Genomic DNA, 23666 nt, shown 5'->3' on the forward strand with positions numbered 1-23666 from the left:
AGAGGGATATTTTCACACCTTTTTGCATCCGATCATCAATGGTTTTTCTTTGGACGGTCAGTCATTAGTTGATGTCTCGACCCTAAAAGCATTCGCCAGTGTTGCGTTGCCAGCGACCGTCCGAGAGATGCTTGATCAATCTAGACACTAGATCCAAAAGGTCATGATCACGGGCAAAACCAAAACGGTTGAAAGCGTTGATAACAGTATAAACCCGGCTGCGTCTGGCGCATGCTCTGGAAAATTCTGTTCTATGAACAGATAGGTTGCGACGGAAGAAGGCATGAAGCAGCACAAGATAAACGCACTGCGCTCGACACCCTGAAGCCCGAACAACCAAGTAACACTCGTGGCAACGATTGCAGCCATTACAAGATGCAAAACGGTTAGAACAGCTGCCCGGCCAAACCTACCCATCTTAAGCGTCGCCAAGGTATGACCCAAAGTCAGAAGCATCAAAGGGATCGACATGCCACCCAAAATGCCGAACGATTTTGCGATGGGTTCCGGAAGTGTCTTGCCGGTCGACAAAAGGATCAAAGACAGCGCAACGGCATAAATTATGGGTGACGTGACCAGACTGCGCACAGAAAACTTTCCGGCGGGGATCCACATCCCAACGGTGAAGATACTGACCAGCACGGCCACCACAAAACCCATCGAATATGCCATCCCGCCACTGCCGAGCGCCAAAAGGGTAATTGGCAAGCCGACATTCCCCACGTTGCCGTGCATCAGAGGCGTCAGAAAGGCGCGCACCGGCATCCGGAGCACTTTGAGGGCAAGGAACCCTAGAACACCGAAGGCTGCGATGGCTGTAGCACTGGCGGCCAACATCGACAGGAAACTGTCAATTTCAATCTGGGTGGATGACAGATGGGAAACGATAAGCGTGGGGTAGCCTATGTTCTTTACCAAACTACCGATCGTCTGATGATCAAACGGCATTTTCCGAAGGGCCAAGACGTATCCTGCAGCGGCACAAATCAACACCGGCAGAACCACATTCATTACGTGGAAGATCAAGATTTCCACCGGCTGGTCCTTTCTCGCTAAAGACAACGATGAGATGATAAACAAAGGTGCAAGAAAGTCTCGGACAACAAAAGTCTTGACGGTTCTGTTTTTCAAATTGGACTGCAGTCATTGCGTAAGGGTGACAATGGCTGCTGCGTCTGGCCGGCCGATGCCTCTGAGGCGAAGCATGCTCTAGATGTCTTCGAATTTGAACTGATGTGCCTCCATAGCGATTTGTTGCACCAAGGGCCCATCATGCTCTAACTTTTTGAATGTAATGTTCAAAGGCGGCTGGTCACTTTCGCCAGGCGAACCTGGCAATGGAGCAAGATGCATGAACTCGGATTCCTACGCTGACGACGTTTATGTCGACACAAGTCTGGCTTTCATGGATCTCGAGAGATACGCCATTCTCATACTGGTTGCCCTGCCGCTGGCTGTGATCATAGGCTTTGGATTTGGAACCTGGCGCCGCAACATAATGGTGCGAAACGGAAAGGACGTTGACCTTTTTGTCGGCGAAACCACACTAGGGGCTTTCCTTTCGCTCCTTGGCTTACTTCTGGCGTTTACCTTTGGGAATGCCCTTACTCACAGCTTCGAAAGAAAAACCGCAATGGCCACCGAAGCTGCGGCGCTTGGGACGGCCTTTCTGTATGCCGACTTTCTAGGCGACCCGCAGCGCAATGAACTTAAGAAAACGCTGCTGGACTATTCGCGAACGCGGATTCTGCCAGAAGCCAGCTCTTTGCGTTCGGACAAGGATGTTTCACGCTATCTGGCACGTACACTTGAAATACAGGGGCAGCTCTGGCCAATCACGCAGGCTGCTTTTGAGACACCAACACCTGCGCCCATTGTATCGCTTGTTTCCAAATCGGTTACTGACGTGCTGGACGCGCATACGTTTCGCATGGTGTCTTTGCCGGCGCCCGTTTCGTTTTTTGGCAATTGGATGATGATCATTGCCGCTGGGGTGGCGTTGTTCTTGTTGGGAAACCGCGCGGCTTTGCTTGGAAGACAACTCAGTTGGCGAACCTTTGTGTTCTGCGTCTTTCTTGTCACCATTATCCTCGTCATACTCGACACTCAACGCGCCACAGAAGGCTATATTCGCCAGGACCAAGGCGTGCTGGTTTCTGCAATAATCCAGATGGAGCAAGCTTTTGATACGGAATCATCTTCAGCAGATTGATCGTGTTGGCCTTGCATAGGCGCTGGTTCAGGCTTGGACAAGACAATTGGAACCGACGGCATCCCGCAGTGTGAAAAGGGTGCGATCCCATCAAAGAAAGTTTGACTTGCAGAACCTCTTTCCGTTTTTGAAGCAGCCCCCGGTTTAGAATCCTCTTTATAGGACTCTACAGTCCAGGCAATTGAGACAGTTCCAATCTATATGCTCGACTTGTGACGGTAGGTCGGCCATTCTAACACCACTGGTTGGAATAAAGTCAGAGGCAAGAGTATGAAACAAAGTAATTTTGCGACTATGTTCTCGACGTTGATGGTCGTCCAAGGTTTGAGTATAGGCGCGGTTTGGGCTGCGGACACGTCACAACCACCAGCTGTAATATTGTGCACCATCGAAGGCACCACGCATTACGCTTATCTGTCTGTTGTCGGAGCAGATGGTACGGCCCGGTACCAAAGTGTTGGCGGTGGCGTTGCTGAGTTTTCGGCAGACGGAACAGTCAAAGCTGCGGGCACAATGAACACAGGCAACTGTTCTGGTAAAACCATCAAACAACTCAGACAAGATGGTCAGACGCGCGAATTTTCTCAGCCATAAAACCCATCTAGCCGGTGGCGAAAGCCGATTCAGCGATGAAATTGAACCATTCGCGTAACACGGCGATGGCTTTTCCAGGTTCACGTAAGGGCAAAAACAAAACGTCTTTCACGAACCAGAAGGTGATCAACGTGATTCAAAACTTAGGGTTTGAACCTTTCAAAGCTTGCGAGGAGCAAGAACGAGCGTCAGTGTGTTTCTAAGAGGTGCATTTTGACGACCGATTTTGCAAAGAGGGACAAAGATGATAGCAATGCTTTTCGCACTATTTTCTGCGGCAATGGTCCTAAGCTATTTCACCATGCCCAGAGCCGCCTACACAGTGTTCGGGGTGACCCTCGTCATTAGTCTGTATTGGCTGAAGTTCCACGCAACGTCCCAACTCACCATTCAGCTTTGAGAGGTGAGAGATGACACTGTCGTTTGAACAATCCAGAACATTGAACGCCCTAGGAATGTTGGCGGTCTGCGCTGTCCTTATCGGCGCGTATATCTATCAGTTTCTTTTGTATGAATTGCCATGTCCGCTTTGCCTGCTTCAACGGGTTGGATTCGTCGCCGTCGGGTTTGGTTTGGGGCTCAACCTGCTTTATGGGCCGCGTCCAAGGCACTATGCCTTGATGTTGATAGCAGCGATTTTTGGGATAAGCGTTTCGATCCGCCAAATTCTGCTGCACATTGTTCCGGGTACAGGGCACTATGGATCGCCCGTCCTAGGGTTGCACTACTATACTTGGGCCGGCATCTGCTTCTTCCTGATTATCCTTGGCACGTCGGTCATGCTGCTTTCTCAAAACCAGTACAAAGCCGATGACACACAAGGCGAGACGCTTCGGTTTGGTGGAAACGTGCTTGCCAAAGGTGCCTTTTTCCTGATGTTGTTCCTGGGTTTGGCAAATGCGGCTTCGACTTTGCTAGAGTGCGGCCCTGGGATCTGTGATGATCCGCCAACTGACTACAAGTTTCTGGATACGCTTGAAAAAAGTGAGTAGCCGCCACTGAAGTCACACAAATTGGCTGATGCGGAGTGATTCATAGGGGAACCTTCAACAAAATGACGCACAATACAGATGATGCAATGAGCGACCGTCTGAGTGGTATGCGACGCGCATACATGCTGCGAGGGGCTGCCTTTCTCGTTCTTGGGTTAATCGGTTTGTTTTGGCCAAGTGGCAGCGTCTCGCTAATGCTTAGGGTTTTTGGGTTCTTCCTGTTGCTGGACGGTGCGGTGCAACTGTGGAGCATCAGACAGGCAGGTGAGCCATCAAACCACCTTTGGACACCATTGGTTACGGCCATTGCGGGATTGGTGTTTTTGCTTTTGCCAACCGCTTCGATCAAGCTGACATTTGTTTTGTTGGGCCTGTGGGCGCTCGTAACAGGTGCCAGTTACCTTCTGACGTGGTGGCGGATGCCCAAAACGTATCCAGGGCGGGATAGTTCCCGCAATACTGGCATTCTGGCGCTTGTGCTTGGTTTGGTGCTGGTTTTCTGGCCCGGAACCGGGGCAGTGGCATTGGGGTGGACACTCGCGATTATGGCCCTCGTCGCCGCCCTTATCATGTTCTACCTCGCGTCCAGCTTCAAACGGATGAATGACATCTTATGATTGAGTACAGGACCTTAGGGACCAGGTTTTGAACCGTGGTCTGGCTCTAGGATTTGCTGCAGCTTTCCTTTGGGGCACGCACAGCGTCATTGTACAATTTCTGACTGGCGACATAGGTGCAATTCAGATCGCGACGATGCGGTTGTATATCGCGGCAACAACATTGCTTATTGTCTTGAAGGTGTTGGGGCAAAAGATCTCGGTTCCAACCAAGAACAAGTATTTCTGGCTCGCGACCAGCGCCACTTTCATAAACTACATTTTGTTTCACCTGGGCCTGGAGCGTACAAATGCGGCAAGCGCCATGGTGCTCGAAAACACCGCACCGTTCTTTGTTTTACTGTTTTTGTATCTCTTTTTCCGAACCTCGGTCACATGGACAGAAGTCGGTGCAACCCTTATTGCCGTGTCCGGTGTCGCTCTCATTGTGTATCCCGACCTGGCACAAGGGGGCATTCGGCTAACGGGCGACGTCATGGAAATCGGTGCCGGGATTTCGTGGGCCGTTTTCCTGATTGCCTCAAGCCGTGCGATGCAGACAACCCAATCGACCGGCGAGCGGCTTAATTTCCTGTTCGGGATTTTTGGTGTGACTGCACTCTTGCTCACGCCGATCGCTGTGTTGGATGTTTCGATGCCATCCTACGGCGACCTGCTGCCACTTGCGATCCTGGGTATTCTCGCCACTGCTCTTGCCTATTATTTCTGGTACGAAGCTGCGGCAGTGCTGTCGACAATGACCGCGACATTGTTGTTCGCACTGTCGGTTGTGTTCACGTTTATCAATGCAGCGATCTTTTTGGGCCAGCCGATACTGCCACTGCAAGCCATTGGCGCTGCTATGATTGTGACGGGTATTTTCCTGACAACCCTCGCCAAGAAAGAATAGAACAGACGCCCGATGTAATGTGGGAACCAAGTTCCTTTTCGGCAAGACGATTTCAAATCAGTTTCAGTCAGGATGCCTTTGGCATTCACATCATGCGCCAATACAAATTGGTCATGACCCACAGCGTTCCACCAACCATGATGAACATCAGCACGCAGGCAAACAAGAGGGAGGTAAGCCGTTCCCGATGCTTGCTTGAGAACCCCACGCCCAGAAAGAAATGCAGGTGAACCATAATCTGCAAAACAGCCGCTACAGCGATGAGCCACAGAGTGCTTTCACGCGGCAACCATTGTCCGATCACAACGGCAAAGGGCAGGGCAGTCAAAATGACTGCTAAGCAGAATCCGATCACAATGGTGGGCATCTCACGCATCACAGGAACTCCGGCAGGTAAACAAGCGAAAACACCGCGATCCAGACGATATCAAGGAAGTGCCAAAAGAGGGACAAGCGTGCTAGACGCGAAAGCAAGCGGTGATCAATACCCCGTAGGACGATTTGCACAATCAGGGTCAACGCCCAAATCAGGCCGGCGGTGACGTGCAACCCGTGCGTACCAACCAACGTGAAAAAGGCAGACAGGTACCCGCTGCGTCCCGGTCCGGCCCCTTCAGCGACGAACCCGGATAACTCCCTAATTTCAAGCGCGAGAAACCCGGTGCCCAAAATGCAGGTCATCACCAACCAAACCACGGCGCGTGTTGTATTCCTGCCTTCTGTAGCATGATGGGCGAGTGCGATGGTCAGGCTGCTGGTCAGCAGAAGGGCGGTTTGCATCGCCAGGTTCTTGATGTCGAACAGATCCGCGCCACCCGGACCGCTAGCCAGGTTTGAAGACATCACAGCAAACGTGACAAAGATCAGGCTGAACAAAACGGCGTCGCTCATCAGGTAAAGCCAGAAACCAAACTCTGTCTCTCTGTCGATCTGCTCTTCAACGGCGTCAGATGCTGCGATCATGTGGTCGTTGCTCCACGCTTAAAGGAAACATCATTTTCCGTGCTTTGAACAAAGGAACGCCCAATGATCGCGGCCACCGCGATCGCCAGCCCCGCAAACGCCAGCCACCAGATGTACCAGACAGCTCCGAACCCGATACACATCCCAGCGACCCCCATACAGGGGCCCATAACAGAGTTCTTTGGCACGCTTAGCGGACTGTCTTCTTCTGCTGCTGGCAGCGGAATACCGGAGAGTTTGGCTTCGTGAAATGCATCACGCGAAGAGACGACCGGCACGTTGTCGAAATTCCAGATCGGGGGCGGCGATGGCATCGACCATTCCAAGGTTCGCCCATCCCATGGATCGCCAGTCTGGTCCACCAACGCTTTGCGGTTCTTGACGCTGACCCACAGCTGCATGACTAGTGAAATGATGCCCATCAAAATCAGGCAGGCGCCCACAAATGCAACGATCAGCAACGGTTGCCATTCGGGATTGCCATAGGTTTCCAATCTGCGAGGCATACCCATCAGACCAAGCGCGTATAGCGGCATAAAGGCCAGTAGGAAGCCGATCATCCAAAACCAGAAAGATCGAGCGCCCCATACCCGATCTAATTGGAACCCAAATGCCTTTGGAAACCAGTACATGTAGCCGGCAAGATACCCAAACAGGACGCCTGGAATGATCATGTTGTGGAAATGGGCGACGAGAAAGGTCGTGTTGTGGGTTGAGTAATTGATCGGTGGGATGGCCAGCAACACGCCGCTCATACCGCCGATCACAAACAGGCACATGAAACCAATGGTGAACAACATCGGCGGCTCGAACCGGATGCGGCCGCGAAACATCGTGAACAACCAGTCAAACACCTTTACGCCGGTTGGAACCGCGATCACCATGGTCGCGATCCCGAAAATCGCGTTGACGTTGGCACCCGCACCCATGGTGAAGAAGTGATGCAGCCAGACTGTGAAGGACAGCACAGCGATCACTGCAGTGGCGTAAACCAGTGATGGGTATCCGAACAACCGCTTGGACGAAAACGTGGCCACAACCTCGGAAAAGATCCCGAATGCTGGCAGGATCAGGATGTAAACCTCTGGGTGGCCCCAGATCCAGAAGAGGTTCATGTAATTCATCACGTTGCCGCCGCCGTCATTCGTGAAAAAGTGCATTCCCAATGTACGGTCCAGCGCCAGCATCGTGGTTGAAACAGTCAGGGCCGGAAAGGCAAAGATGATCAAGATGCTCGAGCAGAGCCCGGTCCACGTAAAGAGCGGCATTCGCATCAGCAGCATGCCCGGCGCCCGTTTGCGCAAGATCGTTACGACAAAGTTGATCCCGGTCATCGTCGTGCCGACGCCACTGACAAGGATGGACCAGATCCAATAGTCGACACCGACGCCGGGGGTGAATTCGACACCGGAGTAGGGCGGATATCCGGTCCATCCCGCTGTCGAGAACTTGCCAATCACGAGCGAGATCAGCATCAGCCCGGCGCCTGCAAAGGTGAGCCAGAAACTGATGGCGTTCAAAACGGGGAACGCGACGTCCCGTGCCCCAATTTGCAAAGGGATGATGTAATTCAACAATCCGGTCATGAATGGCATGGCCATGAAAAAAATCATGATCGTGCCGTGGCTGCTGAAAATCTGTTCAAAGTGCTCAGGAGGTAAGTACCCTTCACGGTTATAGGACATCGCTTGTTGAAGGCGCATCATGATCGCATCGACAAATCCGCGGACAAGCATGACCAGCGCCAGCACGATGTACATGATCCCGATGCGCTTGTGGTCGACAGACGTCAACCAACCGGTCCAAAGTGCGCGCCATTGACCCAACCACGTCACCAGCACAAGGAAACCAACACCACCAGCTAAGGTTACCAATGCGCCGCTGAATGCAACCCAACTGTAGAATGGCAATGCATCCAGACCCAGACGACCAAGCAGAAGCGAAGCGTTTTCTGTCATTGATCAGCGGCCTTTACGTTCGGGTTATGCTCATGTTCCATGCCCATAAAATGCGCGACCCGCTTCGAGAAAAAGTCAGGCGGTACAGTCGAGAAATACCTTACAGGCGCATCGGTGCTGGGCTTGCTTATGTCCGCATAACTAGCGGTATCCAGATGCGAGTTGCTTTGTCTAACATTGCTCAACCAAGCATCGAAATCGTCTTGGGACATCGACAGGGCCTCAAAGGTTTGGCCGGCAAAGCCGTCTCCGGAAAACTGCATGTTGCGGCCCTGCATTGTTCCAATTTCATCGGCCTGAAGGTTGAGCTGCGTTTCCATGCCTGCCATCGCATAAATCTGACCACCTAGTGCGGGGATCATGAAAGAGTTCATGGCAACTTCAGAGGTGATCCGAAAAGACAACGGCTTGCCAACCGGGAATGCCAGTTCATTGACCGTGGCGATATTCAGATCCGGATAGATAAAGAGCCACTTCCAATCCAGAGCGATTGCTTCGATCCTCAGTGGCTCGCTTCCAGGCAGGGGCTTGTAGGGATCAAGCGCATGGGTCTTGTCCCAGACCCAGGTGGCCAGAATGCCGATCATCACGATGGGGATGCCCCAAACCGTAACCTCGATGATGGGGGATCGGTCCCAGTCGGGCCTATACGCGCCTTTGCCGCCCGCAGCGCGATACCGCCAGGCAAAAAACAGCGTCAATAGAATTACTGGTACCACGACCAAAAGCATCAGGTTGAAGGCCTGCCACATCAAAGCGTATTCGGCTTCGGCTATTGGTCCGGTCAAAACAAGCCCCTTTGGCCATTCAATCACACTGTCCGGTTCGGGTTCATCGTACCGGTTAGTCCCTCATCTCCAATAGTTTACGACAGTTTCAAAGTTGCGCAACGTTGGGTTTTCTCGCGTAAGAATTTAGTGCCGTTTGGGCCGCAAACCCCAAAAATAGGCACAACAGATGCGCTGAATCGGCTATCGCGTCGAAGGATACCCAGATTTTGACTGCAATCGCGACGCAGACGACGAACAAGCACGTCCAGCGATATTTCAGCAGAGCGATCAAAGCACCGATCAGGCCAAATCCCCCCGCAGACATGCCCACGTCAAAGTCGGCGTACACTTCGCTGTCAATTGTCGGATGCAGGAGCACGAGACCGGGCAAAATTGCAAAGATCACGACCAATGTGCCGATGACGTCGATGGATACATACAAAAGGACAGCGCGTCGGCTGCCCTGGGTCCACTCATATGCTCCGATCACAGTAGCCGCGAATACAACTTGCCTGAGGAACATTCCCAGGTCATGGGAAAAGAAGGTGCCGCTGATCAGACGATAGACTTCTCCCTGCCGTATCGAAAGGTGGCTGATGCCCCAGTTCGTCAGCGCGCTTTCCGACAAAACACCGGATAACGTTCCCGCCAGAGAGTTTGCGACAATCATGACCGCTAGAAAGAGCAGCGTGAAGGGCAGGCGGGTTAACAACTGAACACCCCTATTTTGTCAGTCCGCGAATGCCGCCAGATACCAACACATTTACCTCGTAAAGAATGCGCGGCATGGCCAACCCTCCGGGACTGGCCAGATAGTTTGGTTCCCACACCGGGTTGAACTTCTGTTTGAACGTTCGCAGGCCTTCGAAATGATAGAATTGCTCGCCGTGCTCGTAGACAAAGCCGCCGACGCGGTTCCAGAACGAAGCAAGTTGACGATTATCAATACCGGAAAATGGTGCTGAACCCAGTGAGAACCAACGATACCCCTGTTGGGCTCCCCAAAGCATCAGTTCGGTAAAAAGCGCATCCATAGCAAACGCGGGACCATCTGGAATGTATCGCATTAGATCGGGCGATAGCTCGTGTTTGTTTCCGCTTTGGAAAAGGTTGGCGAAGGCGACGATCTTTCCTTCCGGATCGCGCAGCACTGCGTGATTAAAATTTGATACGTAACTTTCCTCGAATCCTCCAAGGGCGAAACTTTTCTCTTCGCCCTGTTTGGATGCAAGCCAGGTGTCCGATATCGTTTTTAGTTCGGGCAGATACGGCCTTAGTTCTTCTTTTGGAATGATCTCAAAGGTGAACCCTTCTCGCTCTGCCCGATTGCGGGCTTGCCGAAAGCTTTTCTTTGATGACCCGTTGAGCGTGAACCCCTCCAGATCCACACGCGCTACCTCTCCGATCTTCATGATAGACAACCCAAGGTCCAGGTAGGTCGGCAAATAACGGGGCGATACAGCATAGAATGCACAGCGTTTGCCTTCGCGATCCGCCCGTTCGCGCAATTCCCATATCAGATCGCGCCCTTGTTCTTCGTCCCCAACAGGTTCGCCCTTGCTGATCAGGGATGTCCCTGTGTCCGCAAACGCAATAAAGGCCTTTCCATCTTCTGAGATCAGGAAGGATTTATCCCCGATTAAAGCCATGTTGGCCTCGGTGTCTTCGCTGTCCGCAATCAGCTGTCGCACAACGTCCGGGATCGGTTCTCCTCGCTTAGTGGGGTGACGGTTTGACAACACTGAATCCAAAGAAATGGCCGCCAACAGAAATGCCACAACGAGGCTCGCCCTTAAGTAGCGTGATGCGTCGCCGTGCCATGCAAAATCCCACCAAAGCGCATCGCGATAGTCCACGTTGCTGTAAGATAAAGCACCAACCCAGGTTATCGCGGCGAACAGGGTCACCAGGCTGATAATCCAGGTGCCGTTCAGACGGAACACGGACGCGCTTTCTGCCCGGTAGAATGCCGTTCGGAACATTCCAAGCAACCCGATGGTCATCAAAAGGCCCAAGGCTTCTTCCCAATCAAACCCTTTCACCAAAGACACAACAAACCCAACGATCATTAGGATCATGGCGATGACCCAGGCGCGATAAAGTTTGCGGAACAGGCCGCGCGAAATCACGATAAGGAGCAAGCCAACAATGCTTCCCACCAAATGAGACGCCTCAATAAACGAAAGAGGAACAACGTCGCGAAGTATCCCCAAACGCGTGGTGTTCGCGGGTAGGTTGCCAGAAACCAACAAGATCGTACCCGCCATCAACGCAATTCCTGCCGTCGCAAATGGAATGAACGGTCGGGTAAGATCGTAGACCAGCGTCGCCGCTATCGTGACTGTTCCACGCTGAGTGACCAACCACGCTATGCCTAACCCGGTCACGGCGATTAGGAATGGCAGGAGTGTGTAGATGGTTCGATACAACAACAGTGCAGCCAAAACATCGGCGCGCCCCGATGCGCCCAGACCTGCGATGATCGTCGCCTCGAATACACCAAGCCCACCTGGCGCATGACTAAGAATACCAAACGCGATTGCGCTAACATAAACCACAAAGAAATAAGGAAAGCTTTGAACCAAGTCAGCTGGCATAAGCACATAAAGAGTCATTGCGGCAGCGCCAAGATCCACCACTCCGGCCGCCGTTAGTCCCAGAGCCAGTTTTCCATTGGGCAGGTTGAATTCAAACCCAGCCAATGAAACGCGCCGACTGCCGCGTGCGAGCCATAAAAGCAGAGCGGCCAAGCCAATGAACAACATGGCGCCCAGAATCGTTTCCGTCGTGTTGTCTAGCGGCAAGACAACGGACAACCCAGCGGGGTGGAGTGTCAGCAAAAAGCCGAGCAGTAGGATTAGCCCCATCCAGAAGCCAACCCAGGATGTCGCGATGACGCCGGCAACGCGGCCAAGGTCCAACCCAAGCGAAGCATACGCCCGATACCGCACAGCAGTTCCGGTCAGATACGAAAAACCCAACAGGTTGGACACAGCCGAACCACTACTTCCCGCCAGTCCGGCGACCCAACTGGGTATCACGCCTTTGGCCACGCTTCGAACCGCCAGAATGTCATAAAATGACAATGCGACAAAGCTGACAGCTGTCCACATCACAGCGGTGGCCAGGGTTTTCCACGAACTGTTGGCGATGTCTGCCTTGATGTCGACCCAATGTGCTTCTGCCGCCAACTTGTGCAACACAAACAATGCTATGGCTACGATCACTAGCGGCATGGCGATTTTGAACACAGGGTTGTCGATTGTCCGAACAAGACGGTCCAGCACCGAGTCATTTTCGGTGTTTGCCATTCAGGTGCTCCTTCGCTCGGTCTGATATTTGATCGTCGCGGGGTTTGTGATTGCCCGTAATTCTGCTGCTTGGTCTGGATTATTATCAATTACTGGACGAATCGTCGTCAAGCCCAGAGAATGACGGATACAGATTGATGACCGGAGGCAGAATACACCTTAAGGCGAGTGGCACGTAGGCGCTTCGCAACAGATACTAAGAACACTGTCGAGGATGGTTATGAATAACGCCGTAAGCGGTTGGGCCGCGCTACAGAATTCTTACTACTTTTGGGACGTCATTACTCTGCTGTGTGGAATGACCTGCGTGTTCGGAGGACTCGCAGCTTTTGCTTGGCTGCTCGGCCTTCCTGGGCGCATCGCGGTGGCGCGAAATCATCCCGAGGCCGAAGCGGTTTATGCGATGGGGTGGGCTGGGTTTCTGGCTATCATTCCTTGGATCAACGCGTTCATCTGGGCGTTCAAACCAACAGACGTGGTCGATATCCGACGCTTTCCCGACGAAGAGGCCGAGGCAATCAAACGCGATATCGCCCATCTGAAGAAATACGCTTATGGGCAAGACAGCCCCCCAACCAATGACGATAGCCCGACGACCGACGGCCCGACATCAAACAATGATCGCGAGGTCTAGGCCATGATGGGTGTCGTTGCCATGACGCTGATCTACATAGCGTTTGTTTGGCTGGTTTTTTTCAAATTCAAATGGATGCGTTTCACGCCCGCTTGGGGGCTGATTTCAGGGTTCTTTATCCTGCACTTGCTGATCGTGCCGCTGGTGGGCACCCGGATGCAATCCCCATTCACCAGTGATGTTCGCGTCGTTCGTCATACGGTTCAACTTATCCCTCGGCTGCCCGAACCGACACTGGTTACTGAAGTCCACGTGAGCGACAATAAACCTGTCAAAAAAGGAGATCTGCTCTTTGTTTTTGACCAAACCCTCTATAAGGCGCAAGTCGAAGCCGCTCAGGCTGCCGTTGTCGCCGCCAAGCAAAATGTCAAAGTTCTGGAAGCGGACATTGCAATCGCCAAGGACAGTGTAAAACGCGCCCAGGCAGAGCTGGATTTCGCCCAAATCCAACAAAAACGATTTACAACACTGGCATCCCAACGGGCAGGATCACAGGAATCTGCGGACGAGTGGACAACTCGGGTCAGCTCTGCCGAAGCGGCATTGGCTGAAGCCGAGGAATCCCAGAAGCGCGCAGAGTTGACTTACGCCTCGCAAATCGACGGTGTGAACACATCGGTCATTCAGGCCCAATCTCAACTCAAGCAGGCGCAATACTACTTTGAACAAACGGAAATGCGCGCACCTCATGACGGAAAAATAGTCAATCTTCAGGTTCAGGTGGGGATGGTTTCAGGCACATTCCGCGTCGGTGCGATCGCTTCGCTGATCGTCGACAAAGACCCCTATCTGATCTCGGCCTATCGACAGGAAAACCTGATTAACGTCCGCGCTGGACAACCCGTTGTGGTCGCGTTGAATACTCATCCAGGTCAGCACTTTAAGGGTAAAGTAGAAGAGATCTGGGACGTCAGCAAACGTGGGCAGTTTTTGCCGTCCGGAGACCTGCCCCTTTTTCCGTCCATTCCAATCCACACCGAGCCGCGACTTCCGGTCAAGATCACGCTTGATGACCCAACCGTTCCCTTGGGGATCGGGGTAGGCGGCGCTACGCTCATCCTGACAACAGACGGCCCGTTCACATGGATCGGCCAGATTTCGTTGCGAACGTACACTTGGTCGCGTTGGGTTTACCCGTTGCCTATTTAATCTCATTTGGGAGACATCATGAAAAGAGGGGCAACTGGAAGGCTGACCATCGCAGGCTTGGCGCTGATGACCTTGTGGGGGTGTGAATTGGCGACCCCGCAAACCGATGCCGAACTGCTGCAAGACGCCTTGCCCGAAACCACGACCATCCCATCAAGGTGGGCAGCATCCGGAGCACCGACGTCGGCGGTCAAGGGCAACTGGGTCGGATCTTTCCGTGATCCGACAATGGCCAAACTGGTGCAAGAGGGGTTGTGGAACAACCGCGACCTCGTCGCCGCCGCGGCGCGTGTCCAGGCTGCATTTCAGACAGCTACAATTGCTGGCGCAACGCTTTTGCCACAGGTCGGATTGGACGGGGGTGCCCAGAACTCTGAGCTTACCAACCGCAACATCAACCGAAACACGTCCGGCGGGGTTGTGGCCGCCTCGTGGGAACTGGATCTCTGGGGCAAGCTTCGCGCAGGTCAAGCTTCTGCAAACGCATTGGCTCGTGTTGCGGCGGAAGAGGCGCGTTACCTGCAGCAATCGATCGGCGCAACGATTGCCCGAAGCTGGATCGCCAGTATTGAACTGAATCGCCTGATCGCACTTAGCCGAAGAGTGACCAGCAACTATGCCGAATTGCTGGTTTTGACACAGGAGAAAGAGGCAGCTGGCGCCGTATCGAATTTTGACGTGGTTCAAGCACGATCTCGCCTGTCAGCGGCCAAAGCGGGCACCAGCAGTATCCAAACAACGCAGAACGAGGTCATTGGTGATCTCGAAGTACTTCTGGGTCGCTATCCCAGTCTCAAGCTGAAGCCCGCATCGCGCTTTCCCTATATGCCAGGGACGCTTCCTTCGTCTGGTTTGCCCTTGTCGCTGCTGGATCGTCGTCCTGATATTCGTGCGGCTCGAGACAAGGTGATATCGGCGTTTTTCAAATCGGAACAAGCTAAACTAACCCGGCTGCCCAGCATCACACTCACGGCTGCCGGGGGCACGTTGTTTGACCCCAATCTGTCGCTACTGGGTGCAGAACCCGAGTTTCTCAGAATTGGCGCCAGTTTGCTGCAACCAGTCTTTGCTGGTGGCGCGATAGAGGCAAACATCGCCCGGATGTCTGCCAAACAGAAAGCAGCGGTCGCAGAATACGGTCAAACCGTTCTTAAAGCTTTCGACGAGGTGGAAACGGCTTTGGCTAATGAGAAGGTGTTGCGGCAGGAGCTTGCGCATTGGCGCAGCGCCTACAGGGATTCAACTGAGGCCTTGGAATTGGCAAATGATCGATACGTGCAAGGCACAATCGATCTGACAGGGCTGTTGTTTCTGCAACAATTTCAGATCGAGCGCGAAGTCGATGTAATCCAGACCCATGCTGCGCTGCTCAATAATCGTGTGCTGCTTTACATGGCGCTTGGTGAAAGTTTCTGAGCACTTGTGATTGATCTATCGACAGCCCAGTACAGGCTGATACATTGGCTAAAAGTACCGGCCGTTGTCCGTCAATTTTCTTTCGCAGGCGGCTCACCGGAGTTGCAAAATGTCCGCAATACAAGGCTTGCGGTGCTTCGGCATAGTGGATGCTCCGTCCGACCTTTTTTGCCGATGAGACCCCTTTTTCAAGCCTAGTTTTGGGTGCTTCAACGATCCCGAAACGACAAAGGGCCAAGGACTCCTCGTCAGGGGCTTGCCGATAGGGCGGGGTTCTCCGGTTACGTCCAGCGTTTCGTTTCGAAGATTCACGTTACCATTCGCCACAAGCTGTACCTTACTGGTTTCCAGAGCGGCTTCGTTGATGGTGATTTTGCCCTCATTCAGACGCAGCGGCGCACGCAGGCAGGTGATTGGCGTGACTTTTCCGTGGTCGTCTGAGAACAACCAAGGAAGAATGCCCAATCCGGCCAGGTCCACCATACGGGTATGAATTCGACCATTCTGCATCGAAACCAAAAGATCGCCAGACATAGTCCTTAGGAATTCGCTGATCGACTTGTGCGTGCCAGACAGGTTCAGTGACGCGTTCAGTATTCCACTCCCGCGCATCTTCATGTTCAGCTCTTGTAAGATCGTGCCAAAATTCCAACCATCCGCAGTACCTTTGAGTGTCAGTATGTCTGGATGTTTAGCGACGTCGACAAATCCGGTGACATCAATCTTTCCACCGTCATATTCAAACTTCACAGGCCCCATCTGCGCCTTCTCGTCTTTCATGACAAACTCAGTCTTGATGGCTGACGTGCCCGCAACGCCGTCGATTTTCTTCAAATCCACCTGGACGTCTATGTTCAAGCCAGAACTCAAAATCTCTGTTGTCAAAGGCTCTAAGGTTACGTCCGTGAAGAGTTTGGTTTTGTTGTGAGACGGTTCTGAGGGACTAATTTCTCTGACAGCAGCGATCAGATGCCGGATGTCTTCCAACCTGATTACCTTACTGACTATGTGGCCATCCAAATGGGGGTTGGGCTGTTTAGTGTCGGCATTCAAGGAAAGCTCCAGATCCGATTGGGCGATAGAGAAACTTGCATTTGACTGCCACTTGGATCCATCGCTGGTAAGCTTTGCATCAAATCTAATTTCTCCGGTCGCCACCGAAGAGTGTTCGAGCGCCGAAAGAAGTTTTGCCCCAGAAGGCACATCCGCAGAAACATCCAAAGCCAGGTCTGAGAGTGACAGAATATTGCCTGCCGAAGCAGTTGCCGCCAGACTAATTAGATTGGTGTACTGAACTTTGACGTTCAGATCCGACAGCATCAACGAAGTGCTGTCCCCTTTAAGGTGGAACCCACCGACGATCTTGCCAAGACCGTCAGAGTTCTGTCGTTGTCCAGTCCCTAGCACATTCAGGGGCAGGGTGACCGTCGCTTCGAAATCGAGGTCAGCCACACGCAACGCATCCCCAATAGACCCATCAAAGACCAAGACGTACGATCCCGGTGGCCCAATTCTAAGGTCAACCTTGCCAAGATCCAACAGCCCGTCTGGCGTTACCTTGATGTTCGACACCGTGATCGGTGGCGGTCCCTTGCCATGCGTGTTTAGGGTGAAACCATTCGTCTGAACTTTCATATGGCGCAGCGGTAGTCCGTCGGGTTGCGCAGTCACAACCATCTCAAATCCAGTAAGCTTCAGATCTCGTCGCAACTTCGCTGGTGGGGGCATGGCATCGGGCGGATAAAGGCTGATATCCATCTTCAGGGACGCGTCGTTCAAGTCCTTCAGCTCTCCGAAGTCTCCAGTAAGTTCCAAGCTTTCGCCGCCATCCAGAGTGACCTGTACTTTCAGGTCATCCAAACTGCGCTTCTGAGGGGATGCGGTGAAGATGGCACTGACGGACCCCTTCCCTGAAATCGTCTTTTCAAGCCGCAGGATGTCCAACAGCGGCGCGAGCTTTTCAAACTCGGCGGAGATATTTGAGGTGAATCCCTCAGAGAATCCCGCCGGAGCGGGCGTTCCGTCAATTTTTAAGTTCATCTCGTTGGACGACAAAACCAAACTGACCGATTGATCCTTGGAAATCGAACCGCTGACCGTCAGGGCCTGTTTATTCAACGCCCCTTTACCATCAAACACCCAAGACGCTGATGAAGAGTCTTGGGTCAACTCCATCGAAGACATTTGCCAATCAAGATCAATTCCACTGACGGTGTTCTTGTAGAGAATTTCTGCATTAGAGAAGTGTACGTGTCTGTCGGTAACCTCAACTTTCCAGTTTGTGTTTGTCGTTTCATCGCCTTTCTTCAGAAACGGCAAATCAATGTGGCCTGTTGTCTGTTGGGCTGACTTTCCACTTGCGCCTTCAATCATTGACAATTGGGCGCCGTCGATTTGAATATTACTCAGCCGCATCTGTCGAGCAAGCAGGCCACGCAGTTCAATCTCAGCAGATATTTTTGCGATTTCCAAAGGTGGGGATGTACGTTCCGGGTCGCCTGAAACAGAGACATCCCGCGCAAACACACGCAAACCAGGATCAAGAGCGAGTTCGACACTTCCGCCAATCTTTAAGGTGTCGCCAAAATGTTCAGAAAGAAAGCGTGCAGCAATGTCACCTCGGGGTTCGGCCAACACTGCTGAGAAAAGCAATAACCAGACCAAAAACACCAGAACGACCGCAATAGACACCGCCACTATTGCCAGTCTTTTTGCCAGAACCAAAAACACAAAAGTATCCGCAAGTTGTACATTCGCAAATATTAGATAGCATTTTCATGCCTGTGTCACTCTTACGGGTCCGGAGCGCGGATTCGAAGCTGGCGAAGGTATTCACGGTACGGCATTAGTCTTACGCCCGGTGACCCAAGGCCCGAGTTTTGGCGAAACGCCTCCTGTAGGCAATGAAAGACACCCTTTAGTTTGCTAGGGCGAGCGCAACCGGAACCCCGTTAAACGCCGCATTGCCGCTGACTGGATCAATACGTTGATCGTCTGTCAGGTCATTGATCGAGACGGTTTGCACCTTTGCCGCGGCTGACAGCTTTCCATTCCGCTGCCCCCAACCCTGAGGGATCGACACCACGCCGGGCGCCATCGCGTCTGTGATCTCTGCCCGAAGTGTGACCGAACCGACGCGGCCGCTGACCTGAACCTCGCTGTCTTCGGAAATGCCAAGCTGGGACGCGTCCACTGGGTTGATCTGCACCGTGCAGCGGTTGCGTCCTTTGACCAGACGAGGACTATTCTGGGTCCAGCTGTTGTGGCTGCGCACCTGTCGCCGCCCGATCATCAGATAGGGATAAGCATCGTTGTCGACGGATGCACTGTCCAAAAGTCGAGGAAGGTCATTCAGGAAAACGTCTGGTGCGAGGTTCAGGCGACCCTCAGGGGTTTCCAGGCGATCCGACAGATTGGTCACCATCTGGCCAAGGTCGATAGATCCTTCAGCCGCTTGCATGGCAGGAATCGTGACCTGATCGGCGTGAAACCCTTGGGTCAGCAGCATCGACAACACCTGATCCGGGTCCGGACCGATTTGGTTGGCGCCGGTCAGCTTGGCGGTCAGGCGCGCGATGACCTCCCATTCCTGGGGGTTGCCCTCGGGCGGGGCGAACATCGCGGGCGCATAGGCGGCGGTATTGCGGACGGCGAAGGTGTGAAAGACGATGTCATACATCATTTCTTCCAGCGCCACGGTTCCGGGCAGGATCAAATCTGCATGACGGGTGGTGTCGTTCAGGTGGATGTCGATGGACATCATAAAGTCGAGCTGCTCCAGCGCTGCTTCGATCCGGCGACCATTTGGTGCAGTCAAAACTGGATTGCCCGCGACCGTGACCAGAGCCTTGATCTGACCGGGGCCGGGTGTCTCCATCTCTTCGGCCATGACGGAAACCGGGAATTCGCCGTTGTAGAGCGGTTGACCAGAGACCCGTGATCGGCGCTCGGGGTAGGTGCGGTGCTTGCCTTTGCGGCTGGTCATACCAACGTAATCCAACGCCGGCGTGGTGAACATCGCGCCACCTTCGGCGTCAAAATTACCGGTGAGGATGTTGAGCACGTTGTTGGCCCATTGGCACAGGCTGCCAAAGCTTTGGGTCGAGGCGCCCATGCGGGCGTAGCAGACGGCGGATTTGGCGTTGGCGAAATCCAGCGCCATTTGTTCAATCACATCTTGCGCAATACCGGTTCGCTCTGCGGCGAGGGTAGGGGTGAAGAGGGCGACCGCTTCTTGTAGCGCGTCTAACCGATCAATCTTAGCTGCCAAGTGACCGAGATCGACCAATCCGCGTTCCAGGATCACCTGCACCATCGCCAGCATCAAGAGGGCATCCGTTTCTGGGCGAATGAAATGATGCGCAGATGCCCTTTCGGCGGTTTCAGTCCGGCGTGGGTCGATGACGATAACTTGACCACCGCGCGCCTTAACCTCGTCAATCCGGCGGCCAAAGCCCGGCGCGGTCATCATTGATCCGTTCGAAACGACCGGGTTACCACCGATGATTACCATGAAATCCGTGCGGTCGATGTCTGGCACCGGGATCAGCATCGGGTGACCCAGCATGTGGATCGAGGCGACATGGTGCGGGATCTGGTCGGCAGTTGCCGAGCTGTAGCGGTTCGAGGTGCCGATGGCCTTGACGAGACTGGGTAGGTTCAAAAGGTTCCCGAACTTATGGGCGTTCGGATTGCCCAGGTAGACACCAACAGCGTCACGGTCATAGACGGATTGAACTGCGCGGATACGTTCGGCGGCAAACTCCAGTGCCTCATCCCAGCCAATCTCGACAAATTCACCGTTCACTTTGCGCAAAGGTTTTGTGATGCGGTCCGGGTCGGTGCGGAAATCTTGCAGCGCGACCGCTTTGGGGCAGATGTGCCCACGCGACAGCGGATCATTTGGATCTGGTTTTATTGATAACACCTGCTCGTCGTTGTGGGTGATGATCAACCCACACATTGCCTCACAGATGTTGCAGGTTCGGTGCTGGATTTGCGGCTGGGTCATGTGTGCCTCGCTGCGCTGTCATCGGATAGAAAAAGGGCGCTCGGTTTCCCGAACGCCCCAAGACGAAGTGATTATTCTTCGTGGACTTTCTTCCAGTTGCCGTTCTCGACGACCGAAACATAAACGGTATCGGCACCCTGGTGGTCATCGGCGCTGTAGTCGATGTAGTTGCCGACCAGATCATCCTGATACTGCAGGCTTTCCATCGCAGCGATAAAGCTGTCATGGGTCAGATCGGGGCCAGCGGCTTCGAGCGCTTTGACCATCATCTGAGCAGCGGCATAGCCCAACATCGCAAAGCCCACGGCGTCTTCGCCCGTGGCTGCCTTGTATTCTTCGATGAACGCTTTGGGTGCTTCTTCATCCGCGCGCGCCCACAGATCCTGCCAGCTTGCCGCCGCATACAGACCCTCGGTCACACCGCCCGGCACCTTGGCAATCACGGTCAGGAAACCGGCCGAGGTGTTCAGGAACTTCATCTCGCTCAGGCCCATCTTCTTGGCGGTGCCCACGACGGTGATGCCCTGACGCACGGTCAGCGCCATCGAAACGATATCGCAGCCTTCGGCCTTGAGTTTGGAGAGCGACCCCACAAAGTCAGATTCGTCCGGCTTGTGCGTGGTTTCCGCGGCAAAGGCGATCCCCGCTTCTTTTGCGCCTTCCTTGGACCCTTCGAGGATCTCTTTGCCAAAGTCGGTGGGCAGGTACATCGTGCAGACGTTCTTACCGTCGAATTCACCGGCCAGGAATTTCACACCAATGCGGGCCTGCTCGAAATAGTCGGCAAAGGACACGAATTTGTTGCGCACCGGCTCCTGCAGCATCTGACGTGCAGCCGACAGCGGGGCAACGTTGGGGATGCCCTTGGGGTCCAGCAGTTTAAAGCCAGCCAGGTTCATCGGCGTGCCAAGACTTTGAAGCATCGCAAAGACTTTGTCGCGGTTCAGCAGCTTGTTGTAGCCCTGCATCGCGCGCGGCATCTGATAGCCGTTGTCTTCGACGATGTACTTGATCTGGCGACCATGCACGCCACCTGCGGCGTTCACCTTGTCGAAATAGAGGTTCGCCCCCTTGGTGGCGGGAACGCCAACAGCGGCAAACACGCCGGACAGGTCATTGACCGCGCCGATGCGAACCTCGGTATCGGTCACACCCTGGGTTTCAGCATGCGCCAGCGTCGCGGCAGCCGTCAGAGCCGTGGCCGTGACCAGCCTTTTGATGAGTGTCTTCATTAGTTTCCTCCCTTTGGAACTTGTTTTTCTCTTAGTACATGTCGTCGATCAGATGCGCGTGCGCTTTTTCTACATAGCTGCGCTTGAGTTTCATCGTGGCGGTAAGCTCCTCATCCTCGGCCGTCAGAAGCACGTCGATCAAGCGGAAGTCCTTGATCTGTTCGACCCGCGCAAACTCCTTGTTTACCGCGTTGACCTCCTCGGCGATCAGATCCTTGATCTCTTGTGCCGCACAGAGCGAGGCAAAGTTCGAGAACGGGACCTTTCTGTCCTGAGCGTATTTCTCGACGTTCTCCTGATCAATCATTATCAGCGACGTCAGGTACTTACGCCGATCACCAATGATCACTGCATCCGAGACATAGTGGCTGAACTTCAACCGGCTTTCGATCTCGGCAGGGGTGATGTTCTTGCCACCTGCGGTGATGATGATGTCCTTGAGACGTCCGGTGATTTTCAGATACCCGTCGGCGTCGATTTCACCAATGTCACCCGTGCGCAGCCAGCCGTCGTCAGTGAACGTCTCAGCCGTCTTTTCGTTGTTCCGCCAATATCCTTTGAAATTGTTGAGGCCCTTGGTCTGGATCTCGCCGTCATCGGCGATGCGGATTTCGTACCCCGGAACAGGTTTACCGATAGTGCCGATCTTGTTTTCCTCAAACGTGTTGATCGAGCCCAAGCCGGATGTTTCCGTCATTCCCCATCCTTCGAGCAGAGGCACACCGATGGCCCAATACCATTTGAGCAGCTCGGGCGAGATCGGTGCGGCACCGGAACCACCGCGACGCATGTTGTCCATGCCCAGCATCCGGCGCAGGTTGCGCAGAACCAGGCGATCCCACAGCCAAAACTTGGCGGCAACCCCAGCAGGCACGGGCTTGTTGTTCAGCAGGTATTCGGCCCGCTCAAACCCGACTTTCAACGCCATGCCAAAGGCTGCGCGCCCGGCAGGTGTAGCATCCTGGGTCAAGATCAGAACTTGCGAATAAATCTTCTCCCACACGCGCGGAACGGCCACAAAGGTTGCCGGTGAAACTTCTTGCAAGTTTGCAAAGACCGTTTCAGGGCTTTCGGCAAAGTTCACCGTTGCCTTGCAGGCCAGCGGGAAATAGATCGATACATTGCGTTCCAGGATGTGACACAGCGGCAGGAAACACAGCTGCTCGTCGGTCTCTTCAACGGGCAAACGATGCGCACCCGCTTCGATCCCCGCCATCACATTTTCCTGGCTCAGCATCGCGCCCTTGGGCATGCCTGTGGTGCCAGAGGTATAGATCAGCAATCCGATGTCCTGCGGCTGCGCCTTTTCGATCTCGGCTTCAAAGACGGTCGGTTCATCCTTTTCGGCTTGCTGACCGATCTTGTAGAGATCATCAATCAGCATGCAACGCGCGTGATCCAGATCGTGCAGGCCTTCATCCTCTAGGATAATGACATTCAACAGCCCAGGCACTTGGGCTTCGATCTGCAGATATTTGTCCAGCTGTTCTTCGTTCTCGACGATCAGAAACCGGCTGTCGCTGTCGTTGATCAGATAGGCCAGCTGACTGGCGCTATCGGTGGTATAGACTCCGGACGCAATACCCCCAACACATTGAATGCCCAGATCGGCATAGGCCCATTCTTTGCGGTCCTCAGAGAGAATCGAGACGACTTCGCCCCGTTGCAGCCCCAGCTTACGCAGGGCCAAGCCGATCCATTTGGCGCGGGTCCAATAGTCGGCCCAGGAGTAGGTTTTCCAAATGCCAAAGTCCTTTTCGCGATGCGCAGTTCGGTCGCCCAGCTCGGCGCAGCGTTTCTTGAACAAGGACACGATCGTCTGGGTTCCATCCACCTTCACAGGGCGTTGGCCCGGCGTGGAATTGAACGAGACACCGTTGATCACAGTTTGAGCGGGTAGGGTGGTTGCGTCCATCAG

Annotated in this window: 20 protein-coding genes; 9 read left to right on the top strand and 11 right to left on the bottom strand. The window is 53.7% G+C overall.

From position 1 onward, the window contains the following. Window positions 1–147: 147 nt before the first annotated feature. Window positions 148–1131 (bottom strand): AEC family transporter, encoded by a 984-nt coding sequence (locus G6R15_RS06290; RefSeq protein ID WP_240336671.1) that lies wholly within the window; start codon window positions 1129–1131, stop codon window positions 148–150. Window positions 1132–1351: 220 nt separating this feature from the next. On the opposite strand from G6R15_RS06290, the gene G6R15_RS06295 reads away from it, so the two are divergent. The 6 genes from G6R15_RS06295 (at window position 1352) to G6R15_RS06320 (ending at window position 5304) form a co-directional block, all read left to right on the top strand. Continuing rightward, window positions 1352–2212: a hypothetical protein gene (locus G6R15_RS06295; protein ID WP_164658935.1), complete on the top strand. Its 861-nt coding sequence runs from the start codon at window positions 1352–1354 to the stop codon at window positions 2210–2212. A gap of 270 nt (window positions 2213–2482) precedes the next feature. Beyond that, entirely contained in the window at window positions 2483–2806 is a 324-nt protein-coding gene (locus tag G6R15_RS06300) for a hypothetical protein (RefSeq protein ID WP_164658936.1), read from the top strand. A gap of 253 nt (window positions 2807–3059) precedes the next feature. Further along, complete coding sequence (locus tag G6R15_RS06305) at window positions 3060–3206, top strand: DUF5993 family protein (RefSeq protein ID WP_164657741.1); 147 nt, start codon at window positions 3060–3062, stop codon at window positions 3204–3206. A gap of 10 nt (window positions 3207–3216) precedes the next feature. Further along, window positions 3217–3798: a disulfide bond formation protein B gene (locus tag G6R15_RS06310; protein WP_240336672.1), complete on the top strand. Its 582-nt coding sequence runs from the start codon at window positions 3217–3219 to the stop codon at window positions 3796–3798. A gap of 62 nt (window positions 3799–3860) precedes the next feature. Continuing rightward, window positions 3861–4415 (top strand): HdeD family acid-resistance protein, encoded by a 555-nt coding sequence (locus tag G6R15_RS06315; protein WP_164658937.1) that lies wholly within the window; start codon window positions 3861–3863, stop codon window positions 4413–4415. Window positions 4416–4443: 28 nt separating this feature from the next. Continuing rightward, the gene (locus G6R15_RS06320) at window positions 4444–5304 is read left to right on the top strand and encodes a DMT family transporter (RefSeq protein WP_164658938.1); all 861 of its coding nucleotides are present in this window, start codon (window positions 4444–4446) and stop codon (window positions 5302–5304) included. Window positions 5305–5389: 85 nt separating this feature from the next. Here the strand turns inward: G6R15_RS06320 and cyoD are convergent, their stop codons facing one another. From cyoD to mprF, 6 genes are all read right to left on the bottom strand, one after another. Then, window positions 5390–5680, bottom strand: a complete 291-nt coding sequence (gene cyoD, locus G6R15_RS06325) for a cytochrome o ubiquinol oxidase subunit IV (protein WP_164658939.1) — start codon at window positions 5678–5680, stop codon at window positions 5390–5392. Continuing rightward, window positions 5680–6267, bottom strand: a complete 588-nt coding sequence (gene cyoC / locus G6R15_RS06330) for a cytochrome o ubiquinol oxidase subunit III (protein WP_164658940.1) — start codon at window positions 6265–6267, stop codon at window positions 5680–5682. Before cyoC ends, cyoD begins: the two co-directional genes overlap by 1 nt. After that, window positions 6264–8225 carry a cbb3-type cytochrome c oxidase subunit I gene (locus G6R15_RS06335; protein WP_240336673.1) on the bottom strand — a complete coding sequence of 654 codons (1962 nt, stop codon included), beginning with the start codon at window positions 8223–8225 and terminating at the stop codon, window positions 6264–6266. Before G6R15_RS06335 ends, cyoC begins: the two co-directional genes overlap by 4 nt. Next, the gene (gene cyoA / locus G6R15_RS06340) at window positions 8222–9013 is read right to left on the bottom strand and encodes a ubiquinol oxidase subunit II (protein ID WP_164658941.1); all 792 of its coding nucleotides are present in this window, start codon (window positions 9011–9013) and stop codon (window positions 8222–8224) included. The genes G6R15_RS06335 and cyoA overlap by 4 nt, the downstream gene beginning before the upstream one ends. A gap of 88 nt (window positions 9014–9101) precedes the next feature. Further along, entirely contained in the window at window positions 9102–9707 is a 606-nt protein-coding gene (locus G6R15_RS06345; protein ID WP_164658942.1) for a rhomboid family intramembrane serine protease, read from the bottom strand. Window positions 9708–9717: 10 nt separating this feature from the next. Further along, window positions 9718–12306: a bifunctional lysylphosphatidylglycerol flippase/synthetase MprF gene (gene mprF, locus G6R15_RS06350; protein WP_164658943.1), complete on the bottom strand. Its 2589-nt coding sequence runs from the start codon at window positions 12304–12306 to the stop codon at window positions 9718–9720. Window positions 12307–12526: 220 nt separating this feature from the next. On the opposite strand from mprF, the gene G6R15_RS22710 reads away from it, so the two are divergent. Genes G6R15_RS22710 through G6R15_RS06365 form a run of 3 tightly spaced genes read left to right on the top strand, consistent with a single transcriptional unit; the run spans window position 12527 to window position 15505 of the window. Beyond that, entirely contained in the window at window positions 12527–12940 is a 414-nt protein-coding gene (locus G6R15_RS22710) for a hypothetical protein (RefSeq protein WP_205520471.1), read from the top strand. 3 nt (window positions 12941–12943) lie between these two features. Then, complete coding sequence (locus G6R15_RS06360) at window positions 12944–14089, top strand: HlyD family secretion protein (protein ID WP_164658944.1); 1146 nt, start codon at window positions 12944–12946, stop codon at window positions 14087–14089. An 18-nt stretch (window positions 14090–14107) separates the two neighbouring features. Beyond that, window positions 14108–15505: an efflux transporter outer membrane subunit gene (locus G6R15_RS06365; RefSeq protein ID WP_164658945.1), complete on the top strand. Its 1398-nt coding sequence runs from the start codon at window positions 14108–14110 to the stop codon at window positions 15503–15505. A 93-nt stretch (window positions 15506–15598) separates the two neighbouring features. Here G6R15_RS06365 and G6R15_RS06370 read toward each other — a convergent pair whose 3' ends face one another. The 4 genes from G6R15_RS06370 to G6R15_RS06385 all read right to left on the bottom strand — a co-directional run bounded on the left by G6R15_RS06370 (window position 15599) and on the right by G6R15_RS06385 (window position 23663). Then, on the bottom strand, window positions 15599–18229 hold the full coding sequence (locus G6R15_RS06370) for an AsmA family protein (RefSeq protein ID WP_164658946.1): 2631 nt from the start codon (window positions 18227–18229) through the stop codon (window positions 15599–15601). Between the two features lie 193 nt (window positions 18230–18422). Continuing rightward, window positions 18423–20516, bottom strand: coding sequence for a molybdopterin-dependent oxidoreductase (locus tag G6R15_RS06375; RefSeq protein ID WP_164658947.1), 2094 nt, complete (start codon window positions 20514–20516; stop codon window positions 18423–18425). A 71-nt stretch (window positions 20517–20587) separates the two neighbouring features. Then, entirely contained in the window at window positions 20588–21748 is a 1161-nt protein-coding gene (locus tag G6R15_RS06380) for an ABC transporter substrate-binding protein (protein ID WP_164658948.1), read from the bottom strand. 31 nt (window positions 21749–21779) lie between these two features. Next, the gene (locus G6R15_RS06385; RefSeq protein ID WP_205520472.1) at window positions 21780–23663 is read right to left on the bottom strand and encodes a long-chain fatty acid--CoA ligase; all 1884 of its coding nucleotides are present in this window, start codon (window positions 23661–23663) and stop codon (window positions 21780–21782) included. Window positions 23664–23666: the final 3 nt, after the last annotated feature.

This window comes from Tropicibacter sp. Alg240-R139, from assembly GCF_900537075.1.
Taxonomy (GTDB): Bacteria; Pseudomonadota; Alphaproteobacteria; order Rhodobacterales; family Rhodobacteraceae; genus Falsiruegeria.